Source organism: Thiobacillus thioparus DSM 505, from assembly GCF_000373385.1.
GTDB classification, from domain to species: domain Bacteria; phylum Pseudomonadota; class Gammaproteobacteria; order Burkholderiales; family Thiobacillaceae; genus Thiobacillus; species Thiobacillus thioparus.
Genome location: NZ_KB891316.1, coordinates 268446 through 283364 on the forward strand (window position 1 = coordinate 268446; position 14919 = coordinate 283364).

A 14919-nucleotide genomic window follows, 5' to 3' on the forward strand; every position below is an offset into this window, starting at 1 on the left:
CATGACGGCTGCCGCCCGCAACGCGTTCCGCGCAGGAACCGTCCTGTTGCTGTTTGCGCTCGTCGGTACGGCAATGCTGGCATTCACCCACGACCGGACCGAACCCGTTATCACCCGCAGCCAGCAGGCCGAGAAACTCGCACTCATCAACCAGGTGCTGCCCGCTTCGTCCTACGACAATGACCTGCTGGCCAGCCGGCAGGACCTGCCGCCGGACGATCTCCTTGGCACGCGCCAGCCTTCCGCCCTGTGGATCGCCCGCCGTGGCGGACAGGCCACTGCAGTGGTGCTGGAAGCTGTCGCGCCGGACGGCTATGCTGGCGATATCGCCCTGCTGATCGGCATCGACATCGACGGCAAGGTGATCGGAGTGCGCGTCACCGCTCACCATGAGACGCCCGGTCTTGGCGACTACATCGACCGCGCCAAAAGCGCCTGGATCGACCAGTTTTCAGGCAAGTCGCTGACCGATCCCGAGTCCAAGCGCTGGAAAGTCGCCAAGGATGGGGGGACATTTGATGCGCGCGCCGGCGCCACCATCACCCCGCGCGCCGTGGTCAAGGCCGTCAAGAGCGCGCTCGATTATTTTGCGCGGCACCGTGCGGCTTTTGCCGCTCCACCCGCCGCGAAGGAGAAGAAAGCATGATGACGATGAGCGAATTCCGCAGCCTGTTCCACAACGGGCTTATCAAGCAGAACACCGGGCTCGTGCAACTGCTCGGGCTGTGCCCGCTGCTGGCGATCAGCAACAACGTGGTCAATGCACTGTCGCTGGGACTGGCTACGACGATGGTGATGGCGGCATCCAGCGGCGCGGTGTCGAGCGTCCGTCATTTCGTGCCGAATGAAATCCGCATCCCGGTGTTCGTCCTCATCATCGCGGCACTGGTCACGGTGATCGACCTGGCGATGAACGCCTTCGTGCATCCGCTTTATCTGGTGCTGGGGATTTTCATTCCGCTCATCACCACCAACTGCATTGTGCTGGCACGTGCTGACGCGTTTGCCGCCAAGAATCACCCGCTGCACAGCGTGATCGACGCCATTTCCATGGGCCTGGGCCTCACGCTGGTGCTGATCGTGCTGGGTGCGATTCGCGAGCTCGCCGGCAAGGGTACGCTGCTCTCCGGCATCGATATGGTGTTCGGTCAGGCTGCCAAGGGATGGGTGCTGCATATCCTGCCCCACTATCAGGGTTTTCTGCTTGCGATCCTGCCCCCCGGCGCCTTCATCGCTCTGGGACTGCTGATCGCAGCCAACAACTGGAACAAGGCACGTGCCGTCCAGCGCGTCCGTGCCGCCGTGCCGATGGCGGCATGAAGCCGCCGCTGAAAAGGCGCGTCCCTAAACCGCGCAACCCCTTTGTTGCGCTGGCCATTGCCCGCAAGGCCGGCAAGCACGACAAAACGCCTCGCGCCCGGCGACAGGCCGAAAAACAGGCCCTGAGGAAACGCGTGGAAGACCAGTGATCCAACCCCGATGAACGCCGCCAAACGCCACGAAATCTTCAGCCGCCTGCGCGCGGCCAACCCCCATCCCACCACCGAACTCGAATACACCACGCCGTTCGAATTGCTGGTGGCCGTAGTCCTGTCGGCCCAGGCGACCGACAAAGGGGTGAACCTGGCGACGCGCAGGCTGTTTCCTGTGGCCCATACCCCCGAGGCGATTGTCGCGCTGGGCGAGGCCGGCCTCGCTGACTACATCAAGACCATCGGACTCTACAAGAGCAAGGCCCGGCACCTCATCGCCGCCTGCCAGATGCTGGTCGAGCTGCACGGCAGCCAGGTGCCGGCCGAACGCGCGGCCCTTGAGGCGCTGCCCGGCGTGGGGCGCAAGACGGCGAATGTGATTCTCAACACGGCGTTCGGCCAGCCGACGATGGCGGTCGACACCCACATCTTCCGCGTCGCCAACCGTACCGGGCTGGCCCCCGGCAAGACGGTGCTGGAAGTGGAAAAGAAACTGCTCAAGACCATCCCCGCGGAATTCCGCATCGACGCCCACCACTGGCTGATCCTGCACGGGCGCTACGTGTGCCAGGCACGCAAGCCGAAATGCGGCGAATGCATCATCGCGGATCTGTGCGAATTCAAGGGCAAGCTGGTTGCGCCGGCTCCGCTCCGGGCACGCCGCGGCTGATGTTCAATCCCAGCCGCGACCAGGTCCGCCAGTTCTTCTTCGATGTATGGGCGAAGTACCGGGCCGGACAGCCGCTGGCGGGGGCGGAACAGCCGGCGCTCGATGCCGTACTGGCGCATCCCGAATACCATGCCCTGCTCGACCAGCCCGATCGTTACCGGGAGCGGGACTACTTGCCGGAATCCGGCGAGATCAACCCTTTTCTACATCTTTCCATGCACCTGGCAATCGCCGAGCAAGTGTCGGTCGACCAGCCGCCCGGCATCCTCGAACGCTACCGGCGGCTGCTCAAGCAATATGGCAACGCCATGGACGCGCAGCATGACGTCATGGACTGCCTTGGGGAAATGATCTGGCAGGTGCAGCGCCATCAGACGGCGTTCGATTCGGCGGCCTACCTCCACTGCCTGGACCGCAAGCTCGGCGACGCGTAGCAGGCGCCAGCCGCCGATATCAAATCCGCGAAAGCAGCCTTCATTTTGTCGAAATCCTGTCGTTATCACTGTTGACAGTCTGACACCGCCGGGAAAAAGCTCCCCACTTGCATCGGTTCTGACTCGACCGTTTTGATTCGGGGCCGCCCTGTGAGGGGCCGCCACTAACGTTTGCTTCGCCACTAATAAACGATGACACAGGCTGAACAACTGAAACTCAGCGGCCAACTGCCCTCTCCTCGCGGGGTCGCACTGGCGATACTTGAGTTATCCAGACGCGAGAATGCGACACTGGGTGAAATTGCACGCGTCGTGCAGACCGACCCCGCATTGTCCGGGCGACTGATCAAACTGGCCAATACCGCTTCGCACGTTGCACGACCGGTTGTCTCGATTCAGGAAGCCGTCGTCCGCCAGGGCATGGCGACGGTGCGCCATCTGGCATTGGGTTTTTCGCTGGTCGACCAGTACCGTGACGGCGCCTGCGAGGCATTCGACTACAAGGGATACTGGTCGCATTCCCTGCTGATGGCGCTGTGCATGCAGGCCCTCGGGACGCGAGTGCATGTGGCCGCCGCGGACGAACTGTTCGTCTGTGGCCTGCTGGCGCAGGTAGGGAAGCTGGCGCTGGCGACGGCCTATCCCGACGAATACAACACGGTCCTGCTGGCACGACGGTCCGACCCCGCGCAAGCGCTCATCGCCCTTGAACGGTCCCGCCTGGAAACCGACCATGTCGAAATGGGTACCGTCATGATGGCCGACTGGGGCATGCCCAGAACCTTCACCGAGCCGCTTACCCATTACGAAGAGCCGGACCATCCAGGCTTCCCCCATGATTCGCGCGCCAACAGCCTGGTGCTGATGCTGCGCCTGTCGCACCAGCTGGCCGACCTTGGACAGATCGATGCCGGCGCACGGCCCGACCTGCTGAAGGACTGGATGGCGAAGGCCGTTGCGCTCGACATTTCCCCGGAAACGGCCGGCAGCTTTGTCGACGACGTCATCCATCACTGGCGGGAATGGAGCGAGCTGCTGAAGATCCCGGCTGTCGCGCTGCCGTCGTTTGCCGAGATCTGCCACGGCCACCACGAAGCCGAAGGCCAGGCCCATGATGGCGACATGGCGGATATCGAAATGCCATTGCGCATCGTGGTGGCGGACCGCGATGCCACCCGCCGTCGCCACATCATGACCTTGCTGGTCGAGAACAGCGAGCATACGGTCTACCCGGCCGAGAACGGGAACGCTGCGCTTGCCCTGGCGATGGAAGTGCTGCCCCATGTCATCATCGCGCATTACGAGCTACCCCTGCTCGATGGCCTGGAATTGTGCCAGGCCCTGCGGGCCACCGATGAAGGTCGACGCATGCATATTCTGATGACGTCCGACGAGCACGGCGAAGAACAGCTGAACCGCGCCTATGAAGCCGATGCTGACGGCTATCTACCTAGCAACCTCAGTTCCAAGGGCCTGCATACCCGCCTGCGTGCCGCACAGCGCATGATCCATCTGCAAACCGCTTGGGAAAAGGATCGTGCGCAACTGCGCCAGATCGCAGCCGAACTGGCGGTGGCCAACCGCCGACTGGCCAACGCAGCGCTCACCGACCTGCTGACCGGGCTGCCGAACCGCCGCTCGGCCATGGACCAGCTCGAACAGGCCTGGAGTGCCGCTTCTCGCTCAGGCCAGCCGATTGCCGTGATGGTGGTCGATATCGATCATTTCAAGCATATCAACGACACCTATGGCCATGCTGCCGGGGACCGGGTATTGCGCGAAGCTGCAGCCATCCTGCGTGCCTCGGCGCGTCGCGAGGACAGTGTCTGCCGTATCGGCGGCGAGGAATTCCTGGTTATTTGTCCCAACACCGATCTCAACGCCGCGCTGCAGTCGGCCGAACGCCTGCGTGCGAACCTGAGCGCCAAGCGGATCACCATCGGAAACACGGAAAAAACGCTCACCGTCAGCATCGGGGTAGCCACACGCGAATCCGTCACCGGCGACATCGACGCGCTGGTCAGCATCGCCGACCAGGCGCTCTATGCCGCCAAGGAAGCGGGGCGCAACAAAGTCTGCACTCGGCAGTACAGCGTATTCCATTGACCCTGTCCGCACCTGCGGACAAGCATCTGCCTCAAACTGGCCTGCCCGCGCTAGAGCGCGCGTGAAACCTTCCGGACAGTGTCATCCTCGGGGTGTACCTCGATATGGAAGCCCAGCGCTTCCACCAACTTCAGCATGGGGCGGTTGGTCTTCAGCACCTCGCCCTCCATCACTTTCAGACCCTTGCTGCGCGCAACGTCCATCAGTACATCCATGAGCTTGTGGCCGATCCCCTGTTTCTGCCAGCGGTCGTCGACCACCAGGGCGAATTCGCAGGATTCGGCATCCGGATTGATGGCATAGCGCGCCACGCCCAGCTCGACCTCCCTGCCATCGATCTCGGTCAACGCCAGCAGCGCCATTTCGCGTGTGTAGTCGATCTGGGTCAGACGCGCCAGCATGGTGGGGGAAAGCTCGCGTACCGCATCCATGAAACGGAAATACTTGGATTCCTCGGACAGGCTGCGCACGAAACCCTGGGTCAGGTCGGCATCTTCGGGACGGATCGGTCGGATCAACACGTCGTTGCCGCTGGGCAATTGCCAGCGCGTCACCAGATGCGCGGGATACGGATGAATCGCCATGTGGCCGTAGCGGTCGGCGGTCGGCACGCGCGGCGCGATGACAATGCGCGCATCCAGCGCCAGCGCGCCGTGTTCGTCCACCAGCAGGGGATTGATGTCGATTTCCGCGAGCCACGGCAGCTCGCAGACCATTTCCGACAAGCGCAGCAGGACGTTCTCCAGTGCATCCATGTCGATCGGCGGGCGATTGCGGAACGGGCCCAGCAAGGTCGCGACGCGGGTCCGCCGGATCAGGTCGCGCGCCAGATAGTGGTTGAGCGGCGGCAAGGTCACGGCGCGGTCCTGCAGGGCCTCGACGTCGACGCCGCCGGCGCCGAACACGATCACCGGACCCAACACCGGGTCCGAGGTCATGCCCAGCAGGACTTCGCGCGCATGCGGACGCGCCGCCATCGGCTCGATGACGATGCCGTCGAGGGTGGCGTCAGGTCGCAGGCGTTTGATGTCGGCCAGCATCTCGCCAAAGGCGGCACGCACCGCCTGGCCGCTGGACAGGCCCAGCCGTACACCATTGACGTCGGACTTGTGGGTGATGTCCGGCGAGTTGATCTTCATCGCCACCGGGAAGCCCAGCTGTTGCGCCAGCAGCATCGCTTCCATGGGATCACGCGCAATCAGGGTCTGCGCGATCGGGATGTGGAACGCCGACAACAGCGCCTTCGATTCCACTTCGTTCAGCAGATGGCGGCCATGCGCCAGCGCGCTCTCGATGATCAGGCGCGCGCCCTCCACGTCCGGCTCGGCCTGATGCGACAGCGGCCCCGGCGTCTGCATCAATAGCCGCTGGTTCTCGTAGAAAGCCGAGAGGAAGGAGAACACCTCGACCGCGGGCTCCGGTGTGGTGAAATAGGGAATCCCCGCCTGCTTGAACAGCCGCCGGCCTTCGATCACTTGCGCCTCGCCCATCCAGCAGGTCAACACCGGCTTGCTCGAAGTCTTCGCCGCGTCCACCACCGCCTGGGCCGCCTCGGTCGGCCTCGTCATCGCCTGCGGCGTCAGCATGGCCAGCACGCCGTCGACGTTGTCGTCGCGAAGGCAGGCGTCCACCGCAGCGCGATAGCGCGCTGCGGTGGCATCGCCAATGATGTCGAGCGGGTTGTCCTGCGACCAGTTGGACGGCAATACGCCGTTGAGCGTTTCGATCGTTTCGGGCGACAGCTCGGCCATGCGCACGCCCATGTCCACCGCAAGATCGGTCGCCATGACGCCGGGCCCGCCGCCGTTGGTGACGATGGCAAGCCGGTTGCCGGTGGGCTGGATATGCGTGGACAACGCCCGCGCCGAGGCGAACAGCTGCAGGATGGTATTGACCCGCACCACGCCGGCACGTCGCACCAGCGCATCGAACACCGCGTCCGATCCCACCAGGGCACCGGTATGCGACATCACCGCCTTGGCGCCCGTCGCATGGCGCCCCACCTTGACCATGACGATGGGCTTGAAGCGGGCGGTTGCGCGCAGCGCACTCATGAAGCGGCGTGCATCGCGGATGCCCTCGATATACAACAGGATGCCCTTGGTCTGCGTGTCGACGGCGAGGTAGTCAAGAATCTCGCCGAAATCCAGATCGGCCGATGCGCCGGTGGAAATCACGCTGGAAAACCCGATGCCGTTGGTTTCCGCCCAGTCCAGCATGGCCGTGCACAGCGCGCCGGATTGCGACACCAGCGCAAGGTCACCGGCCTGGGTGACGCCCTGGCTGAAGGTGGCATTCAGGCCGATGGACGGCCGCTGGATACCCAGGCAGTTGGGGCCGATGAAGCGGATGCCGTATTGCCGGGCAATCGCCACCAGGGCATCCTCCAACGCCATCCCCTGCTCGCCCACTTCGCGGAATCCGGCGGACAGCACGATGGCATGGCGGATCCCATGCTGCCCGCATGCCTGCATGATCGACACCACGGTCGACGCGGGCGTGGCGATCAGGGCCAACTCCGGCACCGCCGGCAATTCGCCGGCCGACGCGTAGCAGCGCACGCCGAACACCGTTGCATACTTCGGGTTGACCGGATAGACCTCGCCCTTGTAGCCGGCTTGGCGCAGGTTGCGGAACAGGGTGCCGGCGACCGAATCCTCGCGTTCGCTGGCACCAAAGACCGCGACCGAACGGGCGTTGAACAGAGGGTGCAGATAGTGTCGGGGCATGGTTGGGTCAGCCTGGATTGCTGCGGCCTAATCGAGCGGATCGGGAATCAGCCTATGCTAGGCCATCCCCTGCTGCCGCGCCATCATGCCGGGCGTATAGTTGATTTATTTCTTCCCTTGCCTGCGCCATGCACACCGCCTACATCACCCATCCGTCATGCCTCCAGCACAACATGGGCGACTGGCATCCGGAGAGCCCCGCACGCCTGCGCGCCATCGACGACCGGTTGCATGCCGCCCATCTGTTCGACTTCCTGGCCCATCACGAAGCCCCGTGCGTTCACCGCAGCCAGCTGCTGCGGGTGCATGACGCCACCTACCTCGATGCCGTCGACGCCGCCGTGCCCAGCGAAGGCGTACGCATGCTCGACCCCGACACCGGCATGAATCCGTATAGCCTGGAGGCCGCGCGCCACGCGGCCGGCGGCGCCGTGATGGCAGTCGACCGGGTGACCCAGGGCGCGGAAGCCAACGCCTTCGTCGCCATCCGTCCGCCCGGCCACCACGCCACCCGCAACCAGGCCATGGGATTCTGCATCTTCAACAACATCGCCGTGGCCGCCGCGCACGCGCTCGAACAGCACGGCCTGGAGCGCGTCGCCATCGTCGATTTCGACGTCCACCACGGCAACGGCACCGAGGACATCTTCCGCGACGACCCGCGCGTGATGCTCTGCTCCACCTTTCAGCACCCCTTCTATCCTTTCCGCGGCGCGGACACCGCTAGCGAGCACATCGTCAACGTGCCCTTGCCTGCCGGCACCACTGGCACAACTTACCGCGAAGCCTTTATCACCCTGATCCTGCCGCGGCTGGAGGCCTTCCGCCCGCAAATGCTGTTTTTCTCCGCCGGCTTCGACGGCCACCGCGAGGACGACATGGCGCAATTCGGCCTGGTGGAAGCGGATTACGTCTGGATCACCGAGCAGGTCATGGGCGTGGCCGCACGCCATGCCGGGCGGCGCATCGTCTCGGTGCTCGAAGGCGGCTACGACCTCAGTTCCCTGGGACGCAGCGTGGCGGCACACATCAAAACGCTGGCAGAACTGTAGGTCGCATTCCACGTTCTTCGCATGCCGGGCCAGACAAGGCGGGGTTCGGAGTGGAACCCGTAATTGACTGGAAGGCGGCAGAAGTGGCATTGTCTGGCGGGCCTGGGCCAGCGCCACCCGGCGCCATCGGAATGCCACCTTGTTTCACGTCACTTCACACAACGCAATGCAAAGGAGACGGCGATGAGCAGTCCTGAATCCGACACGATTTTTGCCGGCTCCATTCCCCGGCTCTATGAGGAATATCTCGTCCCGCTGATCTTCCAGCCATACGCCGATGACCTTGCCAACCGCCTGGCTTCACGCCCCCTCTCCCGTGTACTCGAAATTGCCGCCGGCACGGGCGTCCTGACCCGTCGACTGACATCCGCACTGTCGGAAGACGTCGCGATTGTCGCCACGGACCTGAACCGTCCCATGCTGGACATGGCCACCAAGATCGGTACGAGCCGCCCGGTGGAATGGCACCAGGCAGACGCCATGCAGCTGCCATTCGGGGACGCGCAGTTCGATGCAGTGGTGTGCCAGTTCGGGGTCATGTTCTTTCCCGACAAGCCGAAGGCGTTCTCCGAGGCATTCCGCGTGCTCAGACCGGGTGGTGTGCTGCTGTTCAGCGTCTGGGACCGGATCGAGGAGAACGAGTTTGCCCATACGGTGGAGACCGCCCTGGAATCCCTCTTTCCCAATGATCCCCCACGCTTCATGGCGCGCACGCCGCATGGCTACCATGATCTCGCACGCATCGAGCGCGACCTCCGGAGCAGTGGCGTTGTCACCTCACCGCACGTCCATACCGTCGCACAGCGCAGTGCGGCGGCGTCCCCGCACATCCCCGCGCTCGCCTACTGCCAGGGTACCCCCCTGCGCAATGAAATCGAGGCGCGCGACAAGACCCGGCTGGGCGAGGCAACCGAGCTTGCAGCCGCAGCGATCACCGAACGGTTCGGGCCAGGTCCTGTCGACAGCAAGATCCAGGCACACGTTGTCACGCTCGAACGTTAAGTATCATTACCCGGATATCCTGCCCGGTTTCCCAGCCAACCGGGCATGTCGCCAGTCAGCCGAACCCGCCCATGAGGAAAAACATGATCAAACTTCGCCACCTCATCCTGCTTGCCTATGTCGTCATGAGCCCCGCCATCGCGGCGGAACTGCCTGCCAGCGAAGCGTCCGTCAGGGAACTGCTCGCCATCACCCAGTCCCGCAAGCTGGTTGATAGCACCATGGGGCAAGTCGATACCATGATGCAGCGTTCCATGAAACAGGCACTCGCAGGCCAGCCGACGCTTACAACCGATCAGCAGAAGATCATGGACAGCATGCGCACGCAGATGATCGCCCTGATCAGGACGGACATGAAATGGGAGACGCTGGAGCCGATGTTCGTTGACATCTACATGCAGTCCTTCACGCAGAAGGAGGTCAATGGAATGCTTGATTTCTACAAGTCTGAACCAGGACAGGCAGTCATCGCAAAGATGCCCATCGTGATGCAGAACACCATGCAGGCCATGCAGGCACGCATGGCAACGACGCTCCCGAAACTTCAGAAATTGCAGCAGGATGCGATGGCCGAACTCAGGGCGAGCCGGGCGAAATAAAACAGAAGCATATTGAAGCCGGGCTGTTCCGCCCGGTCAGCGCGGGATCCCGAGCGCCATCCAGCTTCCCCACGCGACCAGGGCCAGACCCGTGGCGTGGCTGAGCCTTCGCCCCTGCGGCAGATTTTTTTCCAGCAGCACGAAAGCGGCGAGCAGGGCGATCCACAGCAGATTCATGACCCCCACGACAAACAGGACTAGCATCAGCAGCCCGCAGCAGCCGGTGCAATAGAGGCCATGCCGCCATCCCATGACCAGAGCGCCCCGTGCACCGTCGCGCCATTCGTTCAGGAGAAACCCGAGCGGAGAGCGGCAATGGTTGAGGCAGGCGTGCTTCGCCGGTGTCCACTGGTAGATGCCGGCGGCGACCAGCACCGCGCCGCCCAGCAGGGGGCTGGTGCCGACCATCGCAGGCGAAATCAGCATGACACTGTGCAATCCCCACTGAATCAGTGTCGCGGCCACGCTGAAAGCCGTCCACGCGAGGAGGTAACCGAACAGGAACAGGCCGCTCATCATCCCTGATGAGACCTGGAAACGGCGTTCATGCCGGATGCGCGCAAACAGCAGGAGCACTGGGCTGGCAGATGGCGCCATCATGCCGATCATCATGACGACCCACATCGTGAACACCAACGCGAGGTCAAACGGTCCCCATTCCCGGGCATTGGGCATCGCCATGTCCACCACGTCCATGTGGTCCATAGCCCACGCCTGATAGGCGAGATACCCCCATGCCAGCGCCGTGATCCCGACGACGCTGGCAACTGCTACGAAGCTTGCGGCGCGGGTCCCGTATCGCCCATCAGGCTTGGTAGCTGAAGGGAGAATAAAACCCATTTTTCTTGGAAATCTCCACATCGAAGCCGTGATCGTGGAAGCTCAGACGCTTCGATCTGCACGCCACCGTGGGGTAACCCGGCACCGGTGTGAACGGAATACTAGTGAGCGTGACATCCTCTCCACCCTGGCCGGGCATCGCCTCGATTTCCATTTGTGCTACTTGCGGAATGGTCAGGCTGCGTTGCTTGCCTTCGAGACGGTAATCAATAGCGGCGCTCTTGACCCCGAGGACTTCGCCGATCAACGGCGTCAACGCAGAAAGGTGGCCCCCGGCCGCCCCGGAGAATATTTTGGTGAGGGCGTCCGTCTGCTGCGTATCGGCCCGTTCATCGACATACAGGGCGACTTTCCATTTGGTTTCCAGCATATGTCCCGGCGCGTAGGCAAACAGTGCGGCGTTGAGCCCGTCGAGGGCGGTCCCGGCGAACATGCCCTGATCGATGTGCCAGCCGATCAGCGCCTTGCAATCGCCATCGGTCGGCGGGCTCGTGAACACGCACGGGCAGGCGGCCTCGCAATTGCAGGCTTCAAAGTACGTGCCTGCCACTTTCCACTGGATATCCATGATGTTCCTCCTTGTATGCACTTCGGGTATTCCGCTTATCGAATGATGCACACGCCTCCACAGGGGTCCAGGAGCGTGGCTTATCCGCACAAGAGGACAAACCACCATGGTCGTCATGGCGGCATCCATGCAGTGGCTACGCTGTTTATGCGGATAAACGATGTATAGCAGATGGGCATGCCACTGCTGTGGAAATCAGGATTTTTCGGAGGCAGGCCGCATGGTCCTGCGTATTTCATTCAAACACCGGCCGAGTACCGTTTCGGGCGCCTGCGAAGCCGGGCCGCCAGCGGCGAATTCCGGATGCCCATCAGAAATAGAAAGGCGCTGCCTATGGCAGCGCCCTTTTCCTGTCCATACCGCCAAATCAATACTTCAGGGTCAGCCCCTTCTGCTGGGAAAAGTACGTGGCCAGATCCTGCATGTCGGTATCGGACAGGGCTTGCACCTGGCCACCCATGATGGGGTTCTTGCGTACGCCGATCTTGTATTCGTGCAGGGCCTGAAGGAGATAATCGCGGTGCTGGCCGGCCAGTTTGGGGAAGCTCGTCACGGTGCTATTGCCGTCCGGGCCATGGCAGGCAGCGCAGGTGGTGGATTTGGCCTTGCCGGCCTCGTAGTCGCCGGCGGCGTGCGCCGGAAACGAGGCGGCCAGCGCGGCGGTGGTGAGGATGAGCAGCGTTGTTTTCATGTGTCTCTCCTCAGTTGGCCGGGCCGGTGTACGACGATTCGTAATAGGCCGCGAGATCTTCCATGTCCTGTTCGGACAGGCTGCTTGCGATGCTCTTCATGCCAGGATGGCTGCGTTCGCCACCCTTGTAGGCCTTGAGCGCAGCCACGATGTACTCCGCGTGCTGCCCGCCGAGCATGGGGACGCTGTACACATAGGGATAAGCGGTACGCCACCCGGGAATGCCATGACAACCGGCACACATTGAGGTCTTGAGTTGCCCGGCCTTGGGGTCGCCCGCTGCCTGAACCGGCACGGCCAACACCAGCAGCACGGACGCGAACAGCGTCTTCGTGATGAGTTTCATCTTCCTCGCTCTCTCTGGTTGAGTTGTCGTTGTGGTCCCCGTCTGACGCAGGGCTGCGCCCGATTATAAAACCGGACAGGTGGCCTGATGACGGTTCGGGTCCTAAAAAATCCTTTTATGACAGGCAGTTATAACGTTATTCGCTAATATGCTTCTAAACCGTAGGGTTGATGCCGAGCGCAATCCACAGAGAGACTCGCCCGCTATTTCCGCGGCAACCGGCATAGTGCGCCGCGTCTAGAAACGGTTGTGATCTCTTTTGGGATGCGTTCGCCGCCACTCCCACGGCGGCGCCGGCGCCGCGCCCTGCCAGAGCCCGCGCTGGTCCAGGCGCGCCTGGCGCTGCGCCTTCGCCAGTTCAGCAGCGCGCCGGGAACGCGTGGCGGCCCAGGCGAAACCGGATTGCACCAATTCCGTTCCGACCTCGTGTCCCGCCACATGAATGTGTGCGATCGTGCGGCCATAGACGTCGGTCGCGACCGCGGTCACCGCCACCCGCCGATTCAGCACGCGCGCCGCCAGTTCGCGCGTGGCTGCGTCTCCATAAGGCTGGTCCGTTTCCGGTGCATCGATGTCGGCAAGGCGGACTTTCAGGAAGGTGCGTCCTGATGTATGGGCATGATCAGGTTTGAACAGGACGGTATCGCCGTCGACGACCACGATGACGACGCCGTGCATCGTCTCGGCTTGCGCAGGCGGGGCAGCCGCCCAGGCCAGACACAGCAGGGACAGCACCAACCCGCGTCTCACCCGGCGAGCATCTCCGCGGCATGCTGCCGGGTGGTGGCGGTAATCTTGAGGCCCCCCAGCATGCGCGCGATCTCTTCCACGCGTGCGTCCGCATCGAGGACGGCGATATTGGACGAGACGAAACGACCGTTCGCCTGCTTGGCCACCCGCAGATGCTGCGTACCGCGCGCCGCCACCTGCGGCAGGTGCGTGATGACCAGCACCTGGCGGGTCTCGCCCAGCTTGGCCAGCCGGCGGCCCACGGCTTCGGCCACGCTGCCGCCGATGCCGACGTCGACCTCGTCGAAGATCAGCGTTGGCACGCCGGCCACGCCCGACAGCGCGGTCTGGATCGCCAGGCTGATGCGCGACAGTTCGCCGCCCGAGGCCACCTTGCCCAGCGGCCCCGGCGGCAGGCCGGGATGGCTTGCAGCGAGAAAGCTTACGTCTTCCAGCCCGTGCGCGCGTGGCTCGCTGACCGGCTGCAGGACGATGTCCAGATGCCCGCCGGCGAGCGCGAGCTCGTGCATCGCCGCCGTCACCTGTTTCGACAGCGCGGCGGCGGCCTTGCGGCGCTGCGCGCCGAGCTGCTTCGCTTCGGTCTGGTACTGCGCGAAAGCGGCATCCTCGGCCGCCTGCAGCGCATCGAGGTCGTCGCTGGCGGTCAGCTCGACCAGCCGTGCCTGATAACCCTCGAGCAGGCCGGCCAGCGCGTCCGGCTGCACACGATGCTTGCGCGCCAGGCGATGCATGTCGCCGAGCACGCGGTCGAGTTCGGCGAGCCGTTCGGGATCGAGATTCAGGTGATCGGCATAGCGGCGCAATGCATGCACAGCCTCGCCCAGATTGGCGCTGGCCGAGTTCAGCAGCGCGGCGACCTCCCCCAGGCTGCCGTCCACCGCCTGCATGGCGTCGAGCCGCGCGCACATTTCACCGAGACGGCTCGACAGCGCCCCCTCGCCCTCGTCCAGCCCCTGGATCAGTGCCTGCCCGCCTTCGATCAGCGTGGTGACATGCGCCAGCCGCGCGTGTTGGGCCTGGATCTCGTCCCAGCGTGCGAGGTCGTCGCCCAGCGCGCGCAGTTCCTCCACGGCAAGGTGCAAACCTTCGCGCTCGATCTGCCGCGCCTGGCTGTGGGTTTCGGCATCCTGGCGACGTTGCCGCGCGGCCTGCCAGGCATGCCAGGCCGCACTCACGGCGGCGGACAGCGCCTGCGCACCGGCATAGGCGTCGAGCACCTCGCGCTGGGCCTGTGGGCGCAGCAGGGCGTGGTGCGCATGCTGGCCGTGGATGTCGAGCAGATATTCGGCCGCGTCCTTCAACTGCGACAACGGCGCCGCGCTACCGTTGATGAACGCGCGCGAACGTCCGCCGGCCTCGATGACGCGTCGCAGGATCAGCGTGCCGCCATCCGACGCGAAGCCGGCTTCGTCGAGCCAGGCAGCCAGAGTCGGCACCCCCTCGATCGCGAATTCAGCGGCAATTTCGGCGCGCGGCGTCCCGCTGCGTACCACTCCGCCTTCGGCGCGGTCGCCCAGTGCCAGCGCCAGCGCATCGACCAGAATGGACTTGCCGGCGCCGGTCTCGCCGGTCAGAACGGTCAACCCCGGCGCAAAATCGAGCTCGACTGATTCGACCAGCAGGTAGTTGCGAATGGAGAGATGGACGAGCATGGAATGCG

Annotated in this window: 16 protein-coding genes; 9 read left to right on the plus strand and 7 right to left on the minus strand. The window is 63.8% G+C overall.

The genetic code is table 11. The annotated features are described in order from the left end of the window. Position 1 precedes the first annotated feature (1 nt). The 6 genes from rsxG to B058_RS0101445 all read left to right on the plus strand — a co-directional run bounded on the left by rsxG (position 2) and on the right by B058_RS0101445 (position 4682). A complete protein-coding gene (gene rsxG, locus B058_RS0101420) occupies positions 2–646 on the plus strand; it encodes an electron transport complex subunit RsxG (protein ID WP_040723144.1) in 645 nt (214 codons plus the stop codon). Next, positions 643–1320, plus strand: a complete 678-nt coding sequence (locus tag B058_RS0101425; RefSeq protein WP_018506681.1) for an electron transport complex subunit E — start codon at positions 643–645, stop codon at positions 1318–1320. The genes rsxG and B058_RS0101425 overlap by 4 nt, the downstream gene beginning before the upstream one ends. Then, entirely contained in the window at positions 1317–1469 is a 153-nt protein-coding gene (locus tag B058_RS17985; RefSeq protein ID WP_018506682.1) for a hypothetical protein, read from the plus strand. The genes B058_RS0101425 and B058_RS17985 overlap by 4 nt, the downstream gene beginning before the upstream one ends. A gap of 10 nt (positions 1470–1479) precedes the next feature. After that, positions 1480–2142: an endonuclease III gene (gene nth, locus B058_RS0101435; RefSeq protein ID WP_018506683.1), complete on the plus strand. Its 663-nt coding sequence runs from the start codon at positions 1480–1482 to the stop codon at positions 2140–2142. Beyond that, the gene (locus B058_RS0101440; protein WP_018506684.1) at positions 2142–2576 is read left to right on the plus strand and encodes a DUF1841 family protein; all 435 of its coding nucleotides are present in this window, start codon (positions 2142–2144) and stop codon (positions 2574–2576) included. The genes nth and B058_RS0101440 overlap by 1 nt, the downstream gene beginning before the upstream one ends. Positions 2577–2768: 192 nt before the next feature. Then, entirely contained in the window at positions 2769–4682 is a 1914-nt protein-coding gene (locus B058_RS0101445; RefSeq protein ID WP_026240544.1) for a diguanylate cyclase, read from the plus strand. Positions 4683–4732: 50 nt separating this feature from the next. On the opposite strand, the gene B058_RS0101450 is transcribed toward B058_RS0101445, so the two are convergent. Next, complete coding sequence (locus B058_RS0101450; RefSeq protein ID WP_018506686.1) at positions 4733–7411, minus strand: bifunctional acetate--CoA ligase family protein/GNAT family N-acetyltransferase; 2679 nt, start codon at positions 7409–7411, stop codon at positions 4733–4735. A 128-nt stretch (positions 7412–7539) separates the two neighbouring features. Here B058_RS0101450 and B058_RS0101455 point away from each other — a divergent pair, with 128 nt between their 5' ends. From B058_RS0101455 to B058_RS0101465, 3 genes are all read left to right on the plus strand, one after another. Next, positions 7540–8463 carry a histone deacetylase family protein gene (locus B058_RS0101455; RefSeq protein ID WP_018506687.1) on the plus strand — a complete coding sequence of 308 codons (924 nt, stop codon included), beginning with the start codon at positions 7540–7542 and terminating at the stop codon, positions 8461–8463. Between the two features lie 183 nt (positions 8464–8646). Beyond that, positions 8647–9465 (plus strand): class I SAM-dependent methyltransferase, encoded by an 819-nt coding sequence (locus B058_RS0101460; protein WP_018506688.1) that lies wholly within the window; start codon positions 8647–8649, stop codon positions 9463–9465. An 83-nt stretch (positions 9466–9548) separates the two neighbouring features. Continuing rightward, positions 9549–10064, plus strand: coding sequence for a DUF2059 domain-containing protein (locus tag B058_RS0101465; protein WP_018506689.1), 516 nt, complete (start codon positions 9549–9551; stop codon positions 10062–10064). Between the two features lie 36 nt (positions 10065–10100). On the opposite strand, the gene B058_RS0101470 is transcribed toward B058_RS0101465, so the two are convergent. The 6 genes from B058_RS0101470 to recN all read right to left on the minus strand — a co-directional run bounded on the left by B058_RS0101470 (position 10101) and on the right by recN (position 14911). Further along, the gene (locus tag B058_RS0101470; protein ID WP_157265459.1) at positions 10101–10904 is read right to left on the minus strand and encodes a DUF2182 domain-containing protein; all 804 of its coding nucleotides are present in this window, start codon (positions 10902–10904) and stop codon (positions 10101–10103) included. Continuing rightward, entirely contained in the window at positions 10870–11472 is a 603-nt protein-coding gene (locus tag B058_RS0101475) for a DUF1326 domain-containing protein (RefSeq protein ID WP_018506691.1), read from the minus strand. Before B058_RS0101475 ends, B058_RS0101470 begins: the two co-directional genes overlap by 35 nt. Positions 11473–11839: 367 nt before the next feature. Continuing rightward, complete coding sequence (locus B058_RS0101480; protein WP_018506692.1) at positions 11840–12163, minus strand: c-type cytochrome; 324 nt, start codon at positions 12161–12163, stop codon at positions 11840–11842. Positions 12164–12173: 10 nt separating this feature from the next. After that, a complete protein-coding gene (locus B058_RS0101485; protein ID WP_018506693.1) occupies positions 12174–12509 on the minus strand; it encodes a c-type cytochrome in 336 nt (111 codons plus the stop codon). A gap of 237 nt (positions 12510–12746) precedes the next feature. After that, a complete protein-coding gene (locus B058_RS0101490; RefSeq protein ID WP_026240545.1) occupies positions 12747–13244 on the minus strand; it encodes a thermonuclease family protein in 498 nt (165 codons plus the stop codon). An 11-nt stretch (positions 13245–13255) separates the two neighbouring features. Then, entirely contained in the window at positions 13256–14911 is a 1656-nt protein-coding gene (gene recN / locus B058_RS0101495; protein ID WP_018506695.1) for a DNA repair protein RecN, read from the minus strand. Positions 14912–14919: the final 8 nt, after the last annotated feature.